The sequence below is a fragment of the Enterobacter cloacae complex sp. ECC445 genome, from assembly GCF_021892025.1.
GTDB lineage: Bacteria > Pseudomonadota > Gammaproteobacteria > Enterobacterales > Enterobacteriaceae > Enterobacter > Enterobacter chengduensis.
Genome location: NZ_JAKLRZ010000002.1, coordinates 369906 through 385220, shown reverse-complemented (window position 1 = coordinate 385220; position 15315 = coordinate 369906). Strand labels below are relative to the sequence as shown.

General features: G+C 58.6%; 17 protein-coding genes. 11 read left to right on the top strand and 6 right to left on the bottom strand.

The features are described from left to right. Positions 1-12: 12 nt before the first annotated feature. The 5 genes from urtB to zinT are packed head-to-tail and all read left to right on the top strand — an operon-like array spanning position 13 to position 4859. Positions 13-1587 carry an urea ABC transporter permease subunit UrtB gene (gene urtB / locus L6R44_RS03315; protein WP_237423253.1) on the top strand — a complete coding sequence of 525 codons (1575 nt, stop codon included), beginning with the start codon at positions 13-15 and terminating at the stop codon, positions 1585-1587. Next, positions 1587-2660: an urea ABC transporter permease subunit UrtC gene (urtC, locus tag L6R44_RS03310; RefSeq protein WP_237423252.1), complete on the top strand. Its 1074-nt coding sequence runs from the start codon at positions 1587-1589 to the stop codon at positions 2658-2660. The genes urtB and urtC overlap by 1 nt, the downstream gene beginning before the upstream one ends. Further along, entirely contained in the window at positions 2660-3457 is a 798-nt protein-coding gene (gene urtD / locus L6R44_RS03305) for an urea ABC transporter ATP-binding protein UrtD (RefSeq protein ID WP_237423251.1), read from the top strand. Before urtC ends, urtD begins: the two co-directional genes overlap by 1 nt. A gap of 9 nt (positions 3458-3466) precedes the next feature. After that, entirely contained in the window at positions 3467-4165 is a 699-nt protein-coding gene (gene urtE / locus L6R44_RS03300; protein WP_237423250.1) for an urea ABC transporter ATP-binding subunit UrtE, read from the top strand. Between the two features lie 52 nt (positions 4166-4217). Further along, positions 4218-4859, top strand: a complete 642-nt coding sequence (zinT, locus tag L6R44_RS03295) for a metal-binding protein ZinT (protein WP_237423249.1) — start codon at positions 4218-4220, stop codon at positions 4857-4859. Between the two features lie 46 nt (positions 4860-4905). On the opposite strand, the gene ydeE is transcribed toward zinT, so the two are convergent. Next, a complete protein-coding gene (ydeE, locus tag L6R44_RS03290) occupies positions 4906-6099 on the bottom strand; it encodes an efflux MFS transporter YdeE (protein WP_237423248.1) in 1194 nt (397 codons plus the stop codon). A gap of 194 nt (positions 6100-6293) precedes the next feature. Between ydeE and eamA the strand changes: the two genes are divergently transcribed. After that, positions 6294-7187: an O-acetylserine/cysteine exporter gene (eamA, locus tag L6R44_RS03285; protein ID WP_032640195.1), complete on the top strand. Its 894-nt coding sequence runs from the start codon at positions 6294-6296 to the stop codon at positions 7185-7187. Between the two features lie 43 nt (positions 7188-7230). Here eamA and marB read toward each other — a convergent pair whose 3' ends face one another. The 3 genes from marB to marR are packed head-to-tail and all read right to left on the bottom strand — an operon-like array spanning position 7231 to position 8318. Continuing rightward, a complete protein-coding gene (marB, locus tag L6R44_RS03280; RefSeq protein ID WP_023335698.1) occupies positions 7231-7449 on the bottom strand; it encodes a multiple antibiotic resistance protein MarB in 219 nt (72 codons plus the stop codon). 33 nt (positions 7450-7482) lie between these two features. Beyond that, a complete protein-coding gene (gene marA, locus L6R44_RS03275; protein WP_008502237.1) occupies positions 7483-7863 on the bottom strand; it encodes an MDR efflux pump AcrAB transcriptional activator MarA in 381 nt (126 codons plus the stop codon). 20 nt (positions 7864-7883) lie between these two features. After that, positions 7884-8318, bottom strand: a complete 435-nt coding sequence (gene marR / locus L6R44_RS03270; RefSeq protein ID WP_008502236.1) for a multiple antibiotic resistance transcriptional regulator MarR — start codon at positions 8316-8318, stop codon at positions 7884-7886. Positions 8319-8573: 255 nt separating this feature from the next. Here marR and L6R44_RS03265 point away from each other — a divergent pair, with 255 nt between their 5' ends. After that, the gene (locus L6R44_RS03265; RefSeq protein WP_032640193.1) at positions 8574-9239 is read left to right on the top strand and encodes a MarC family NAAT transporter; all 666 of its coding nucleotides are present in this window, start codon (positions 8574-8576) and stop codon (positions 9237-9239) included. Positions 9240-9331: 92 nt separating this feature from the next. Here the strand turns inward: L6R44_RS03265 and L6R44_RS03260 are convergent, their stop codons facing one another. Further along, complete coding sequence (locus tag L6R44_RS03260; protein WP_237423247.1) at positions 9332-10528, bottom strand: sugar transporter; 1197 nt, start codon at positions 10526-10528, stop codon at positions 9332-9334. 177 nt (positions 10529-10705) lie between these two features. On the opposite strand from L6R44_RS03260, the gene L6R44_RS03255 reads away from it, so the two are divergent. The 3 genes from L6R44_RS03255 to L6R44_RS03245 all read left to right on the top strand — a co-directional run bounded on the left by L6R44_RS03255 (position 10706) and on the right by L6R44_RS03245 (position 12888). After that, positions 10706-11494, top strand: coding sequence for a PhzF family phenazine biosynthesis protein (locus L6R44_RS03255; RefSeq protein ID WP_237423246.1), 789 nt, complete (start codon positions 10706-10708; stop codon positions 11492-11494). 27 nt (positions 11495-11521) lie between these two features. Next, positions 11522-12313 carry a PhzF family phenazine biosynthesis protein gene (locus tag L6R44_RS03250; RefSeq protein ID WP_237423245.1) on the top strand — a complete coding sequence of 264 codons (792 nt, stop codon included), beginning with the start codon at positions 11522-11524 and terminating at the stop codon, positions 12311-12313. Between the two features lie 92 nt (positions 12314-12405). Beyond that, entirely contained in the window at positions 12406-12888 is a 483-nt protein-coding gene (locus L6R44_RS03245; RefSeq protein ID WP_032640164.1) for a GNAT family N-acetyltransferase, read from the top strand. Here the strand turns inward: L6R44_RS03245 and ptrR are convergent. Then, complete coding sequence (gene ptrR / locus L6R44_RS03240; protein WP_237423244.1) at positions 12842-13720, bottom strand: putrescine utilization regulator PtrR; 879 nt, start codon at positions 13718-13720, stop codon at positions 12842-12844. The genes L6R44_RS03245 and ptrR overlap by 47 nt on opposite strands. A gap of 98 nt (positions 13721-13818) precedes the next feature. Here ptrR and sad point away from each other — a divergent pair, with 98 nt between their 5' ends. Next, positions 13819-15207 carry a succinate-semialdehyde dehydrogenase gene (gene sad, locus L6R44_RS03235; protein ID WP_237423243.1) on the top strand — a complete coding sequence of 463 codons (1389 nt, stop codon included), beginning with the start codon at positions 13819-13821 and terminating at the stop codon, positions 15205-15207. Positions 15208-15315: the final 108 nt, after the last annotated feature.

Here is a 15315-nt window from a genome sequence, read left to right as displayed (position 1 = left end):
GGGAGAAACGTCATGAACGCCATGCGCATGTTCATCGTTCTTGTATGGCTTTCCGGACTGCTGCCAGGGATGGCGCAGGCATCGGATGCCGATCGTTTTGTTGCCGCCAGCCGAAGCCAGCAGGCGGAGTTGCTGACGCAGTGGGCCGCCGCGCCGGATGCCGCGAGGCTGCCGCTGCTGCAGGCGCTGCAAAAGGAAAACCTGTATACCGACAGCCAAAAGCACGCCTTCGCGCAGCGTAACGGTCAAATGGTCTCGCTCGGTGACGCTCAGGCGGCCGCAGCGCCAACCAAAGCCGTCCGCCTGACGAACCGGCTGCGGGTGCTGGCCGCCACGGCTATCGCTACGCATCAGCTGGTGAGTGACAGTGTCACGGAAAGGCGGGCGGCAGCTCGTCAGCTTCAGCGGGATGCCCAGCCGGAGATGCTCGCGTTTCTGGAAAAGCGGGTAAGCGATGAAACGGATGCCGTGGCACGTAAGGCTTTGCTGCTTGCGGTAGCTCATCTCCAGCTGGCAAGCACGCAGGCGGAGGTGCGCCGCAAGGCCGTCGAATTATTAGGGCAGTCCGACGATCCGGACGAGGAATCCAGACTCACCCCGTTTACCCAGGCACAGACAGAGCCGGATGCCGGGGTTCGCGCCGCCGCGCAGGAGAGTCTGAGCCAGATCCAGCATCGACTGATGTGGGGCGATCTGCTGGGGCAGGCGTTTATGGGGCTGTCGCTCGGATCGGTGCTGCTGCTGGCGGCGCTGGGGCTGGCCATTACCTACGGCCTGCTCGGCGTCATTAACATGGCGCACGGCGAGATGCTGATGCTTGGGGCGTATGCCACCTGGATGGTGCAGCAGGCGATGGCCGGGCTTGCGCCCCAGTGGCTGGCGCTCTATCCGGTGATTGCCTTGCCGGTCGCGTTCTGCCTGACGGCGGGCATCGGGATGGTGCTGGAGCGTACCGTGATCCGCCATCTGTACGGTCGTCCTCTGGAAACGCTGCTCGCAACGTGGGGCATCAGCCTGATGCTTATCCAGCTGGTGCGCATGACGTTTGGCGCCCAGAACCTGGAGGTGGCGAACCCGGCATGGCTTTCCGGCGGGGTACAGGTTTTCGCCAACCTGACGCTGCCGTGGAACCGTATAGTGGTGCTGGGTTTCGTGCTGCTGGTGCTGTTCTTTACCTGGCTGATTCTGAATAAAACCCGTCTGGGGCTCAACGTGCGGGCCGTGACGCAAAACCGCAGCATGGCTGCCTGCTGCGGGGTACCGACAGGTCGCGTCGATATGCTGGCGTTTGGGCTGGGCTCGGGGATAGCCGGGTTAGGCGGCGTGGCGCTCTCGCAGCTTGGTAACGTCGGGCCGGAGCTTGGTCAGGGGTACATCATCGACTCCTTCCTCGTGGTGGTGCTCGGTGGCGTAGGCCAGCTGGCAGGCAGCGTGGCGGCGGCCTTTGGCCTCGGCATTTTCAATAAAATTCTTGAGCCGCAGATGGGCGCGGTGCTGGGCAAGATCGTGATTCTGGTGGCGATCGTGCTGTTTATTCAGAAACGCCCGCAGGGGCTGTTTGCGCTGAAAGGGAGGGTGATTGACTGATGAGCCAGCCGCTAACCTTAACGCTGGCGCGTAAAGCGCCGCGCACAACGCAGATCGCAGGCAGCCTGCTGGTGGCGTGTCTGCTGATATTGCCGTTTTTTGCCCTGCTGCCTGCGACGCATCCGCTGGCGCTTTCGACCTGGATGCTGACGCTGATGGGCAAAATCCTCTGCTATGCCATCGTTGCGGTGGCGCTGGATCTGGTGTGGGGCTATGCCGGAATGCTGTCCCTCGGGCACGGCATCTTCTTCGCCCTCGGCGGCTATGGGATGGGCATGTACCTGATGCGCCAGGCCGCGGGTGACGGTCTGCCCGCGTTTATGTCGTTTCTTTCCTGGAGCGAACTGCCGTGGTTCTGGTGGGGGACCCAGCATTTTGCCTGGGCGCTGGCGCTGATTGTGCTGGTGCCGGGGCTGCTGGCGCTGGTGTTCGGCTGGTTTGCCTTTCGCTCAAAGATCAAAGGCGTCTATTTCTCGATTATGACCCAGGCGCTGACCTACGCGGGCATGCTGCTGTTCTTTCGCAACGAAACCGGCTTTGGCGGCAATAACGGCTTCACCGGCTTTACCACGCTGCTCGGGTTTTCAGTGACGGAAACCTCCACGCGTATCGCGCTGTTTCTGACGACCGTGCTGTTGCTGATTCTGGCGCTGGGGAGCGGATTTGCGCTGGCGAGGAGCAAGTTTGGCCGCATCCTGACCGCCGTTCGCGACGCGGAAAACCGCCTGACGTTTTGCGGCTACGATCCGCGGGGGTTCAAGCTGCTGGTATGGACGCTCTCCGCCGTGCTGTGCGGCCTGGCGGGGGCGCTGTACGTCCCGCAGGTCGGCATCATTAACCCCGGCGAAATGTCGCCGACGAACTCGATAGAAGCCGCCATCTGGGTGGCGCTGGGCGGACGCGGCACGCTGGTCGGGCCGGTGATTGGCGCGGCGCTGGTGAACGGGGCGAAGAGCTTTTTCACCGTCGCGATGCCGGAGTACTGGCAGCTGTTCCTGGGGCTGATTTTTATCGCCGTCACGCTGTTCTTGCCGCGCGGCGTCTACGGACTGTTTCGTAAGGGAGAGAAATAATGCAGCCAGCCGAAGGGTTATTCACACGCCAGCTGCCGGGCGACCGCTACCGAGACCAGACCGACCCGGTGCTTCAGCTTGAGGCCATTAACGTCAATTTTGATGGCTTTCAGGCCCTGACCGATCTCACGCTGCACATCGGCGTGGGGGAGCTACGCTGCGTGATCGGTCCCAACGGGGCCGGTAAAACCACGCTGATGGACGTGATTACCGGCAAAACGCGGCCAAAGAGCGGCCGGGCGATTTACGATCAGTCCATCGACCTCACCGCGCTGGAGTCTGCGGCCATTGCCCGACAGGGGATCGGGCGCAAATTCCAGAAGCCCACGGTCTTTGAGGCGCTGACGGTGTGGGAAAACCTGGAGATCGCCATGAAAGCCGATAAATCCGTCTGGGCGAGCCTGCGGGCCACGCTCAACGGCGAGCAGCGGGACCGCATTGACGAGATGCTGGTATTGCTGCGGCTTAGCAGCGAGCGCGACCGCCGCGCCGGGCTGCTGTCGCACGGGCAAAAACAGTTCCTCGAAATCGGTATGCTGCTGGTGCAGGACCCGCATCTGCTGCTGCTGGACGAACCGGCCGCCGGGATGACCGACGCAGAAACGGAATACACCGCCGAGCTGTTCAAAACCCTGGCGGGCAAGCATTCCCTGATGGTGGTGGAGCACGATATGGGCTTTGTTGAAACCATTGCCGATCGCGTGACGGTGCTGCACCAGGGGCGCGTGCTGGCAGAAGGATCGCTTCGCGAGGTGCAGGCCAACGAGCAGGTGATTGAGGTCTATCTGGGACGCTAAGGAGAGAGGATGCTACAGGTCAACGAACTGAATCAGTTTTACGGCGGGAGCCATATCCTGCGCGGCGTGAGTTTTGCAGCCGTCACCGGTGAAGTCACCTGCCTGCTGGGACGCAACGGCGTCGGGAAAACCACGCTGCTGAAGTGCCTGATGGGGCTCATCCCGGCGAAAACCGGGGAGATTATCTGGCAGGGGAAGAAAATCACCCACAGCAGGCCGCACCAGCGGGTGCAGTCTGGCGTGGCGTATGTTCCGCAGGGGCGCGAAATTTTCCCGCGCCTGACCGTGGAAGAGAACCTCCTGCTGGGGCTGTCGCGGTTTCCCGCCCGCGAGGCGAAGCGGGTGCCGGAAGAGATCTGGCGGCTTTTCCCGGTGCTTAAAGAGATGCAGCACCGCCGCGGGGGCGATCTCTCCGGCGGACAACAGCAGCAGCTGGCGATTGGGCGCGCGCTGGCGAGCCGCCCGCAGCTGCTGATCCTCGACGAACCGACCGAAGGCATACAGCCGTCGGTAATTAAAGAGATCGGCCAGGTGATCCGCACCCTGGCGAACAGGGGCGATATGGCGATTCTGCTGGTCGAACAGTTTTATGACTTTGCTGCCGAGCTGGCCGACAGCTACCTCCTGATGTCGCGCGGCACCATCATCCAGCATGGGCGGGGTGAAAACATGGAGCAGGAGGGCGTTCGCGGGCTGGTTGCGATTTGAAATGTTATAATATAACATCCTCATTCTTATAAAACGGAATGAGGGTGTTACTTTGGCTGCACATATTGGAAAATTTGCCATGACTCTGGGGGCGCTGCTGGTCAGCGGCCAGCTGTTTGCCCACTCGCACGGCCATCAGATGACCGAAGCGGAACAGAAAGCGGCAAACGGCGTGTTTGAGGATAAAGACGTGAAGGACAGAGCGCTGTCAGACTGGGACGGAACCTGGCAGTCCGTCTATCCGTTCCTGCTGGACGGCTCGCTGGATCCGGTCTTTAAGCAGAAGGCGCAGAAGGATAAAAGCAAAACCTTCGACGAGGTGAAGGCCTACTATCGTAAGGGATATGCAACGGACGTGGATGCCATCGGTATCGAAAATAACGTGATGGAATTCCATAAGGGTAAAGCGATCAGCCGCTGCCACTATGACTACAGCGGTTACAAAATTCTGACCTACGCGTCAGGCAAGAAAGGCGTGCGGTATCTCTTTGAGTGCAAGGACGCAGACAGCAGGGCACCGAAGTATGTTCAATTCAGCGACCACACCATCGGGCCGAAAGCCTCTTCACACTTCCACATCTTCATGGGCAACACCTCTCACGAGGCGCTGCTGAAAGAGATGGATAACTGGCCGACCTATTACCCGAACGAGATGTATAAAGAGCAGGTGGTGGAGGAGATGCTACACCACTGATGCTTTATTGCCGGGTGGCGGCTGCGCCTTACCCGGCCTACATTTTCTACGCTGCTTTGGGCGACTCGCACCATGCCTTCACGCTCATCCCGCGCAAAATCATCAGCCAGGCAATGATAATGGCGACCATCATAATGACAAACAGCGACCAGTGCGGCAGGTGGGTCAGGATAATACCGGTGATCATCGGGTTTGCCGCCGCGCCGAGCCAGCCCAGCGCCTGTGCGGAAAAATAACTTGCCTTCATTCCCGGCGGCGCAATATTGTCGATCAGCATGTATTCGCCCGGCGCATAGATAATCTCACCCAGCGTAAAGACGGCGGCGGCGATGCCCCAGTAAACCAGGTTTTCACCGGAGAGCATAAAACCGCCCAGCCCCACGATAAAAAACAGGGTAGCGAGGGTCATCAGCGGGCGAATATTGCTGGCGGAGATCTTGCGCCCGAGCGCATATTGCAGCGTCACCACCACGGCGGCGTTGACGGGTAAGACCACGGCAACCACCTTCTCGGCAAAATCGCTGTCCGCGTGCGCGGCGAGAACGTATTGCGAAATACAGCTCGCGAACGAGCCGCCGACGTAGGAGGCCAGCAGGCCAGACAGCGTATACCAGAACAGCGCGCGGTCTTTCAGCAGGACCGACGGCTGCCAGGGCATCTTCTCCTCGGCGGTATCTAACGCCACGCTCTTCTGCACGAAGAAATGAATAAATCCCAGCGGCAGGGCGGCGCAGAAGGCCGCCAGCCAGAACGGCAGCTGCAGGCTGTACATCACCAGCAGGGTGCCAATCGGCGGCCCGATCGTCCAGCCAATGTTCAGAAAGCTGTAGTTCAGCGAGAAGACGCGCGCTTTCTGGCTTGCGGTGAGCACGTCGGAGAACCAGGCTTTTAGCACTGTCGAAAAGACGGAATAGGCGCAATTGATCAGCGCAAAGAACAGCACCACCAGGGTGACGTTATCCACCAGCGGGATCGCGACAAATCCGGCGATAAACGCCACGATCGCGATCAGCATGTAGCGTTTTTTATCAAACTTATCGGCAAGAATGCCAAATCCCAGGCTGAACACCACGCCGATGGTTAGCGCAATCGTCAGGGCATAACCAATATTCTCCACGCTCATGCTATAGACGCGCGTGAGATAAATGGTCATGAACGGCAGCGTCGCTCCCCGACCGATGGTTAACAACAATGACGATGCCAGCAGCGCTGCGGTTGAGCGCCTGAGAGATGGTTTCATATTTCTGCCCGACAGTTGCTTATGCTTTTATTAGAGGTGTGTTAACAGGATTACCATGACATAAGGGGCTTGTATAGCACCTGGTTTATCCGTAAGTGCTTCTGCTGCCTGCCAGAATTAATGATCTTCTCGCGGCGTCCTTTTTTCTGTTACCTTGAAGTGTTAACAAATTATTAATAAATCAGGGGCAGGGTATGACGCGTAAAGACGGGCTGCTGGCGTTGCTGGTGGTCGTAGTATGGGGGCTCAATTTTGTGGTCATCAAGCTGGGGCTGCACAACATGCCGCCGCTGATGCTGGCCGGTTTGCGTTTTATGCTGGTGGCGTTCCCGGCCATCTTCTTTGTCGCCCGTCCGAAGATACCCTTCAAACTGCTGCTGGGCTACGGTCTGACCATTAGCTTTGGCCAGTTCGCGTTTCTCTTTTGCGCCATCAAGTTCGGTATGCCGGCTGGCCTGGCCTCGCTGGTCTTACAGGCACAGGCGTTCTTTACCATTATTCTCGGCGCGTTTGTGTTTGGCGAACGCCTGCAGGGCAAGCAGCTGGCGGGAATTACGCTGGCGGTGTTTGGCGTGCTGGTGCTCATTGAGGCCAGCCTGAACGGTCAGCACGTGGCGCTGCTCGGCTTTATGCTGACGCTGGCGGCGGGGCTGAGCTGGGCGTGCGGGAATATCTTCAACAAGCTGATTATGCAGCACGAGGCGCGCCCGGCGGTGATGTCCCTGGTGGTGTGGAGCGCGCTGATCCCGGTGATACCTTTTCTGCTGGCGTCGTCTGTTCTGGACGGTCCGGCCGTCATGCTTAACAGCCTCGTTGAGATCGACCTGACCACCATTCTTTCGCTGGTCTATCTGGCCTTTGTCGCCACCATCGTGGGCTACGGGATCTGGGGATCGCTCCTGGGGCGCTATGAAACCTGGCGCGTCGCGCCGTTGTCCCTGCTGGTGCCCGTGGTGGGGCTTGCCAGTGCGGCACTGTTACTGGATGAAACGCTGAGCGCGCTGCAGCTGTTTGGCGCCGTGCTGATCATGGCCGGGCTCTATATTAACGTCTTTGGCCTGCGCGTGCGCCGCGCGGCGCGGGTGTGATAAAGGCATAAAAAAAGCCCCGCGTCTGCGGGGCAAAAACGAATCAGAGGCCGTGCTGATTATAATAAGGCACGCCTAATTCGTCGGATTTGTCGCTACCAGCACCCATATGGTTGAAATCATAAGGCGACTGGTCATGTGCTGACGGCAAAATCATCGTATCAGGATTATTTTGCTGCGTTGCACGAGGGGTTTGCTCCGCGAAGGTCTGGCTGGAGAACAGCACCAGCAAGGCGAGGGCGGCGGAGGCGATAACTTTCATGATTTCCTCGGTTACGTCTGTGACAGGCGATAATTAACTACAGTGTTTTAACGGATACAGGTATCGGGATTCGCCCGGCACGCTGGTGATTCGGTACTTATGAGGCGGCACGTCAAAATAGTTCTTGAACGTACGGGTCAGGGTTTGCTGCGATTCAAATCCGTAGCGCTCCGCCAGGTAAAGGATTGGCTCATTGCTTTCTTTCAGTTTCTGGGCAATTTCCGTCAGCTTGCGGCTGCGAATATATTGACCTAGTGAATGGCCGGTCTCTTTTTTGAACATCCGTTGCAGGTGCCATTTGGAGTAACCTGAACGCTCTGACACTTTTTCAAGGGAGAGCGGCGATTCCAGGTTATCCTCGATCCAGTCCAAAATGCTATGAATGGTGATAGCGTCAGTATTGCGTCTGGACATCGTCATACCTCTTTTTCTGTTTACGGCAGTATTTTCTTAAGCAGAAGCTCAAGGGTTGCCACCTCATCTGCCGTTAAGTTTTTTGTTAGTTCCTGATGCAGTGTTTGTCCTACTAATTGATGACATTGCTCGCACATGGCCGCGCCATCGCTGGTCAGCTTCACCAGTACGCCGCGTTTGTCATTCGGGTTAGGGCTTCGTTCTATCCATCCTTTGCAGACGAGACGATCCAGCATGCGGGTTAACGCGCCCAGATCGACAGAGAGCACCTTTTTCAGCTCAACCGGTGTGATACACACTTCGCAGCGAATGGAGCACAGCACTTTGAACTGTGTTGCGGTGATATCCAGCGGTGACAGGTAGTCATTGAGCAGGCGATCTTTTTTCTGATTGACCATATGAATAAGACGACCCAGCGGAACAACGTCGTTAAAGATATCACTGGTGCTTTTCACAATGGTTGCCCTGGCAAGTAGTTAGTCACGGCAGATATTATTGCTCAGGCAAGTATAAGTCAACTGAATGAATAGGCCGATGCCACGAATTGCTAAAACGTTTCATGAACTTTTTTTGAACGCTTTAAAATCATATAGATAACCACCAGTTATCTTTTCCGAAGGAAAATAATCGTTACGTTGCGCGGATGGCCTAACGTCACACTTTCCCCCTATACTTGCGGGGATGAATATGGATAAGGACGACGATGCACTATGTTGGATTTAATTAAAGCAGTGAGTCTTGGGCTGGTGGTCTTGCTGCCGTTGGCGAACCCGTTAACCACGGTGGCGCTTTTCCTTGGGCTGGCCGGGAATATGAACAGCGCCGAGCGCAATCATCAGTCGATGATGGCTTCCGTCTATGTGTTTGCCATCATGATGGTGGCCTACTATGCCGGACAGGTGGTGATGAATACCTTCGGGATCTCCATTCCGGGCCTGCGTATCGCCGGGGGGCTGATCGTCGCTTTTATCGGTTTCCGCATGCTGTTCCCGGCGCAAAAAGCGCATGAGTCGCCGGAGGCCAAAAGCAAATCCGAGGAGCTGGAAAGCGAACCGTCCGCCAATATTGCCTTTGTGCCGCTGGCCATGCCGAGCACGGCGGGACCCGGGACCATCGCGATGATCATCAGTTCCGCGTCGACGGTGCGCGATAGCTCAACCTTCCCGGACTGGGTGCTGACGGTTGCGCCACCGCTGATTTTTGCGATTATCGGGATTATCGTGTGGGCATCGCTGCGCAGCTCCGGCGCCATTATGCGCTGGGTAGGCAAGGGCGGTATCGAGGCGATTTCCCGCCTGATGGGCTTCTTACTGGTCTGTATGGGCGTACAGTTTATTATTAACGGCGTGCTGGAGATTATTAAGACTTACCATTAAATTCATTGCCGGGTGGCGCTGCGCTAACCCGGCCTACGTTCGAGCAGTTGTAGGCCGGGTAAGGCGTAGCCGCCACCCGGCACAAACACTCCTCACCCGTGCTGCCCCTGTTCCTCCAGCGCCACCGGCCATTTGCGGAAGATAAGCACCGACCAGATCAGCGCCACCAGGGCCGGAATAGCCCCCAGATAGCCAATCGCCGACATCGAGACGTGCAGAATAACCTGATTTCCCACCAGCGCCCCCGCGCCAATGCCCAGATTGAAAATCCCCGAGAACAGCGACATGGCAACGTCCGTCGCGTCCGGCGCCAGCGCCAGCACCTTCACCTGCATGCCCAGACCAATAATCATGATCGCCACGCCCCAGAACAGGCTGAGGATCGCCAGATGGCTTTCACTGCCAGCGGCGGGCATCAGCAGCAGCAGGCAGGCCAGCAGCAGGCCGATGGCGCTGCTCACCAGCAAGGAGGCGTGCCGGTTACCCAGCTTGCCAAACAGCACGCTGCCAATAATGCCCGCGCCGCCGAGGATCAGCAGTAAGACGGTGGCAAAGTTGGCGCTAAAGCCCGCCACCACCTGCACAAACGGTTCAATGTAGCTGTACGCCGTGTAATGCGCGGTCACCACAATGACGGTAAGCAGATAGATACCCAGCAGCGCGGGGCGACGCATCAGCAGCGGCAGGCTTTTCAGCGAGCCGGAATGTTCGCTCGGCAGCGCGGGCAGCAGCTTAATCAGACACACCAGCGTCACCAGCGCGCCCATGCCAATAGCAAAGAAGGTGGTACGCCAGCCGAAGTATTGCCCCACGATGCGGCCAATCGGCAGGCCCAGCACCATCGCCAGCGCGGTACCGGTGGCAATCAGGCTCAGCGCCTGCGCGCGTTTGCCTGCCGGTGCCAGGCGGATTGCCAGCGACGCGGTGATCGACCAGAACACCGCATGGGCAAAGGCAATGCCGATGCGGCTTATGACCAGCACCGTAAAATTCCACGCCATAAATGACAGAATGTGGCTGCCGATGAACAGGGTAAACAGGCCGATCAGCAGCTTACGACGCTCTATCTGGCTGGTCAGCAGCATAAACGGTAAGGACATCAGCGCCACGACCCAGGCGTAGATGGTCAACATAATGCCCACCTGAGCCGTTTCCATCTGGAAACTTTCAGCGATGTCAGACAACAGCCCAACCGGAACAAATTCTGTGGTGTTAAAAATAAACGCGGCAATGGCCAGCGTGACCACGCGTAGCCACGCAACCCTGCGGGAAACTATGTTCGTTGTCATAGGGATGTCGGAGATTCGTTGCTGAAAAGAAGAGGTGACGATCTTAAAACGGCAAACGGCGAAAACTCAACCATTATGTGATGCAGATCTCAATATTTACCTTATGAAGGCGGTAGCCGGGAAGGCGGTTTTCGTTGAAGATAAAAGAACATCACAATAAAAACAGGCGGTAAGACAATGCAGGAGATTGATTTTTATCTGGTCGATGCGTTCAGCGACACCACGTTTGGCGGCAACCCGGCAGCCGTTTGCCCGCTGAACGCGTGGTTACCTGATGAGACCTTGCTGAAAATGGCGCAGCAGCATAATCAGTCAGAAACGGCCTTTTTCGTCTGCAGTAAAGGGGGCATTGAGCTACGCTGGTTTACCACCCTCACCGAAGTCAATCTCTGCGGTCACGCCACGCTGGCGGCCGCACACGTTCTGTTTACCGAGCTGGATTACCCGGATTCGCGGATCCACTTCGACACCGCGTCTGGCCGCCTGACGGTCAGCCGGGAGGGGGAGTGGATGACGCTGGACTTCCCGGCGTGTCCGACCCATACAGAGACACCGCCGCCGGAGATGCTCTCGGCGCTGGGTATCAGCCGCTACGTCGAAGCCCGTAAAGGGCGCGCCTGGACGATCGTTCTGGAGAGTCGCGAGCAGGTTGAGGCGCTTGCGCCTCACTTTTCGGCAATGACGCCGGGCGAGCATAAGGTGAGCGTGACGGCGCGCGGTGAGGGGGAATATGATTTTGTCAGCCGCTTCTTCTCACCGGGCGTGTCTGTCCCGGAAGATCCGGTCACCGGCTCCGCGCACACGATGCTGATCCCCTACTGGGGCGAAAAGCTGGGCAAAACGTCGATGTTTGCCCGCCAGGTTTCTGCACGAGGGGGGGATATACGCTGCGAGCTGAGAGGATCGCGCGTGCTGATGAGCGGGCAGGCCACACTTTATCTGAAAGGCACAGTTTTTCTGCGCTAGATACCCATAACAAGAGAGGAAGAGACAATGCAGAAAATTGATTTTTATCTGGTGGATGCCTTTAGCGACAAAACGTTTGCCGGCAACGCCGCGGCGGTATGTCCTCTGGAAGCGTGGTTGCCGGACGAGACGCTCCTTAAAATGGCGCAGCAGCATAATCAGTCCGAGACCGCCTTCTTCGTGCGAACGGACGGTGGGTTTGAGCTGCGCTGGTTCACCACGCGGGATGAAATTAACCTTTGCGGCCATGCCACCCTTGCCGCATCACACGTCATTTTTGAATATCTTGATTATCCGCATACCGAAATCACCTTCACCACCCGCTTCGTGGGCGAGCTGACGGTAAAACGCAGCGGCGACTGGCTGACGCTGAATTTCCCGGCCTGGTCGACGGAGGTCGTGGATAATCCGCCCGAGGTGCTGTTTAGCGCGCTGGGCATCACGGACGCCAAAGAGGTGCGCGTTGGACGCGATTACATGGTGGTGCTGGAGAGCCAGCGGCAGGTGGAGGCGTTAACGCCGGATATTGGGGCGATGCTTCCGCTGGATAAAATGGTCTGCGTGACGGCGCCTGGAGAAGAATATGACTTCGTCAGCCGCTTTTTCTGCCCCGGCGAAGGGGTGCCGGAAGATCCGGTCACCGGCTCCGCCCACAGCATGCTGATCCCCTACTGGAGCGAAAAGCTGGGCAAAACGTCACTCAGCGCCCGCCAGGTGTCCTACCGTGGCGGGGATCTGCGCTGCGAGCTGAAGGGCGATCGCGTGCTGATCGGCGGCCAGGCCACCCTGTACCTGAAGGGAAGCGTCTTTTTACGCTAACAGGGCAGTGCGATAAGTTAATCGTATGAAGCACCCGGGCAGGCCTGCGCTATGTTGAAATTTAGCCTCACATACAAAGCAAGGAGCCTGCCATGTATTCCATTACCTCTGAATCCGCACGTCACCCGGACATTCTCAAGCTGATCGCGGCGCTCGATCGCTATCAGAGTGAGCTTTATCCCGCCGAAAGTAATCATCTTCTCGACCTCGCCGCGCTGCCGGAAACCTCCCTTATCCTGATGGTTATTCGTGACCAGCAGCTGCAGGCCGTGGGCTGTGGAGCCATCGTGCTCAACGGTGACGGCACGGGGGAGATGAAGCGGGTGTATATCGATCCGGCCCATCGCGGGCAGCATCTGGGGGAGACGCTGCTGGCCGCTCTGGAAGATGAAGCCCTGAGCCGTCATTGCCACACGGTACGGCTTGAAACGGGGATCAAACAACCCGCCGCGGTGCGTCTTTACGCGCAGTGCGGGTACGATTTGCGTCCGGCATTTGCCCCGTATGTTGACGATCCGCTCAGCCTGTTTATGGAGAAGGCGCTGGTTGAAGACGTTCGTTTAGCAGCGCTATAAAGGCTTCGAGCTGTCGAGTCATCGCCCCGCGTCGCCACACCAGCCAGGTGGTGAGCCAGCGCCAGTTTTCTGCCAGCGGCCATGCCTCAACCTGATGATGTCCCGGCATACTCTCCAGCATCGAGCGCGGCATCAGCGCGATGCCCGCCCCCGCAATGACGCAGGCGAGCATGCCGTGATAGGATTCCATCTCATGAATGCGGCCGGGCGCGGCGCGGTCAGCGTGAAACCAGCTCTCCAGGTGTCGGCGATACGAGCAGTTCGCGCGAAAGGCGTAAACATCGCTGCCGCTGACCTGTGCGGCGCGTGAGATTTCCGCCTGTCCGGCGGGCGTGACCAGCATCATCTCTTCTCTGTAGACCGGCATCCCCTCCAGCTCAGGGTGCGACAGCGGCCCGTCGACGAAGGCGGCGCTTAGGGTTCCCTCCAGCACGCCGTCAATCATCGTCCCGGATGGCCCGGTAGAAAGGGCAAACTGGATGCGCGGATAGCGCTGGTTAAACTGCGCCAGCGTTTCGGGAATGCGCACGGCGGCGGTACTTTCCAGAGCGCCGAGGGCAAACAGCCCCTGCGGCTCGTCACCCGCGACGACCATCCGCGCTTCATCCACCAGCGCCAGGATCTGCCTGCTGTAGCGCAGGAAGTTATGCCCGGCGGGCGATAAGCGCAAACGCTGGTTCTCACGGATAAACAGCTCCACGCCAAGATCGGCTTCCAGCTGGCGGATGCGGGTCGTCAGGTTTGAGGGGACGCGGTGCACCTTCTGCGCCGCCTGGGTGATGCTGCCCGTCAGCGCGACGGCGTTAAACATTTCAAGCTGGGTTAGGTCCATAGCATTCTCGTTTCGTGAATAAGGTGGTCAGTATTATTCATTTTTAAGAAATAGCAGAGTGGGCCACAATGAATCAACCGAAATGCGTGGAGAACATCATGAAATATTCATCTGCTACACATGCCCTCTCTGTTAACCCGGCTACGGGTGAAACGATCGCAGCGTATCCGTGGGCGACGCCGGAAGAGGTAGAGCGCGCGATTTCTCTGTCTGACTCAGGCTATCGCCAGTGGCGACGCGAAAGCGTGTCCCACCGGGCGCAGAAGCTGCGGGATCTCGGCGCCGCGCTGCGAAACCGCGCGGAAGAGATGGCGCAGACGATCTCCCGTGAAATGGGCAAACCCATCCTGCAGGCGCGGGCCGAAGTGGCAAAATCCGCCGGTCTGTGCGACTGGTACGCCGAACACGGCCCGACGATGCTGCGCGCGGAGCCTACGCTGGTGGAAAACCAGAACGCGGTCATTGAATACCGTCCCCTGGGGCCGATCCTCGCCGTGATGCCGTGGAACTTCCCGCTCTGGCAGGTGCTGCGCGGCGCGGTGCCGATCCTGCTGGCCGGGAACAGCTATCTGCTCAAACATGCGCCCAACGTGCTCGGCTCTGCTGAGCTTATCGGGCAGATCTTTGCGGATGCGGGTTTTCCGGAAGGCGTGTTCGGCTGGGTGAACGCCACCAACGACGGCGTCAGCCAGGCGATTACCGATCCCCGTATTGCGGCGGTAACCGTTACCGGCAGCGTCCGAGCCGGTGCGGCGATTGGCGCCCAGGCAGGGGCCGCGCTGAAAAAATGCGTTCTGGAGCTGGGCGGCTCCGACCCGTTTGTCGTGCTTAACGATGCCGACCTGGATCTTGCCGTGAAGGCCGCGGTGGCGGGTCGCTACCAGAATACCGGGCAGGTTTGCGCGGCGGCGAAACGTTTTATCGTCGAGGAGGGTATCGCCGAGACCTTTACCCAGCGCTTTGTCGAGGCGGTTGCTGCGCTGAAGCTGGGCGCGCCTGACCAGGAAGAAAACTACCTGGGTCCGATGGCGCGTTTTGACCTGCGCGATGAACTGCATCAGCAGGTGCAGGCTACCATGTCGGAAGGGGCAACGCTGCTGCTGGGCGGAGAGAAAATCAGCGGCGACGGCAATTATTACGCGCCAACCGTCCTGACGAACGTCACCCCATCGATGACGGCGTTCCGCCAGGAGCTGTTTGGTCCGGTCGCGGCCATTACCGTCGCGAAAGACGCGGCGCACGCCCTGACGCTTGCCAACGACAGCGACTTTGGCCTGTCCGCCACCGTCTTTACCGCTGACGCTGCGCTTGCGGATACCTTCTCTCGCGAACTGGAGTGCGGCGGGGTGTTTATCAACGGCTATAGCGCCAGCGATGCGCGCGTGGCCTTCGGGGGCGTGAAGAAAAGCGGCTTTGGCCGCGAGCTTTCCCACTTTGGCTTGCACGAGTTCTGCAACGTGCAGACCGTGTGGAAGGATCGCGTGTAATCCCGTCATGTCGGCCCTCATCGCGAGGGCCGCTGTCATTATTCTGCAATGGTTCTGTCATTTTCATTTCGTAGACTCGCACGCGTCTAACGCATTGTTAATGAAGCT

Bases quoted from the DNA above. Each gene is read 5' to 3' on its own strand.
- L6R44_RS03245 (WP_032640164.1), top strand. From the start codon at position 12,406: ATGTATTCCATTACCTCTGAATCCGCACGTCACCCGGACATTCTCAAG.
- L6R44_RS03250 (WP_237423245.1), top strand. From the start codon at position 11,522: ATGCAGAAAATTGATTTTTATCTGGTGGATGCCTTTAGCGACAAAACG.
- urtB (WP_237423253.1), top strand. From the start codon at position 13: ATGAACGCCATGCGCATGTTCATCGTTCTTGTATGGCTTTCCGGACTG.
- L6R44_RS03260 (WP_237423247.1), bottom strand. From the start codon at position 10,528: ATGACAACGAACATAGTTTCCCGCAGGGTTGCGTGGCTACGCGTGGTC.
- L6R44_RS03255 (WP_237423246.1), top strand. From the start codon at position 10,706: ATGCAGGAGATTGATTTTTATCTGGTCGATGCGTTCAGCGACACCACG.
- urtC (WP_237423252.1), top strand. From the start codon at position 1,587: ATGAGCCAGCCGCTAACCTTAACGCTGGCGCGTAAAGCGCCGCGCACA.
- urtE (WP_237423250.1), top strand. From the start codon at position 3,467: ATGCTACAGGTCAACGAACTGAATCAGTTTTACGGCGGGAGCCATATC.
- sad (WP_237423243.1), top strand. From the start codon at position 13,819: ATGAAATATTCATCTGCTACACATGCCCTCTCTGTTAACCCGGCTACG.
- ptrR (WP_237423244.1), bottom strand. From the start codon at position 13,720: ATGGACCTAACCCAGCTTGAAATGTTTAACGCCGTCGCGCTGACGGGC.
- urtD (WP_237423251.1), top strand. From the start codon at position 2,660: ATGCAGCCAGCCGAAGGGTTATTCACACGCCAGCTGCCGGGCGACCGC.
- ydeE (WP_237423248.1), bottom strand. From the start codon at position 6,099: ATGAAACCATCTCTCAGGCGCTCAACCGCAGCGCTGCTGGCATCGTCA.
- marB (WP_023335698.1), bottom strand. From the start codon at position 7,449: ATGAAAGTTATCGCCTCCGCCGCCCTCGCCTTGCTGGTGCTGTTCTCC.
- eamA (WP_032640195.1), top strand. From the start codon at position 6,294: ATGACGCGTAAAGACGGGCTGCTGGCGTTGCTGGTGGTCGTAGTATGG.
- marA (WP_008502237.1), bottom strand. From the start codon at position 7,863: ATGTCCAGACGCAATACTGACGCTATCACCATTCATAGCATTTTGGAC.
- L6R44_RS03265 (WP_032640193.1), top strand. From the start codon at position 8,574: ATGTTGGATTTAATTAAAGCAGTGAGTCTTGGGCTGGTGGTCTTGCTG.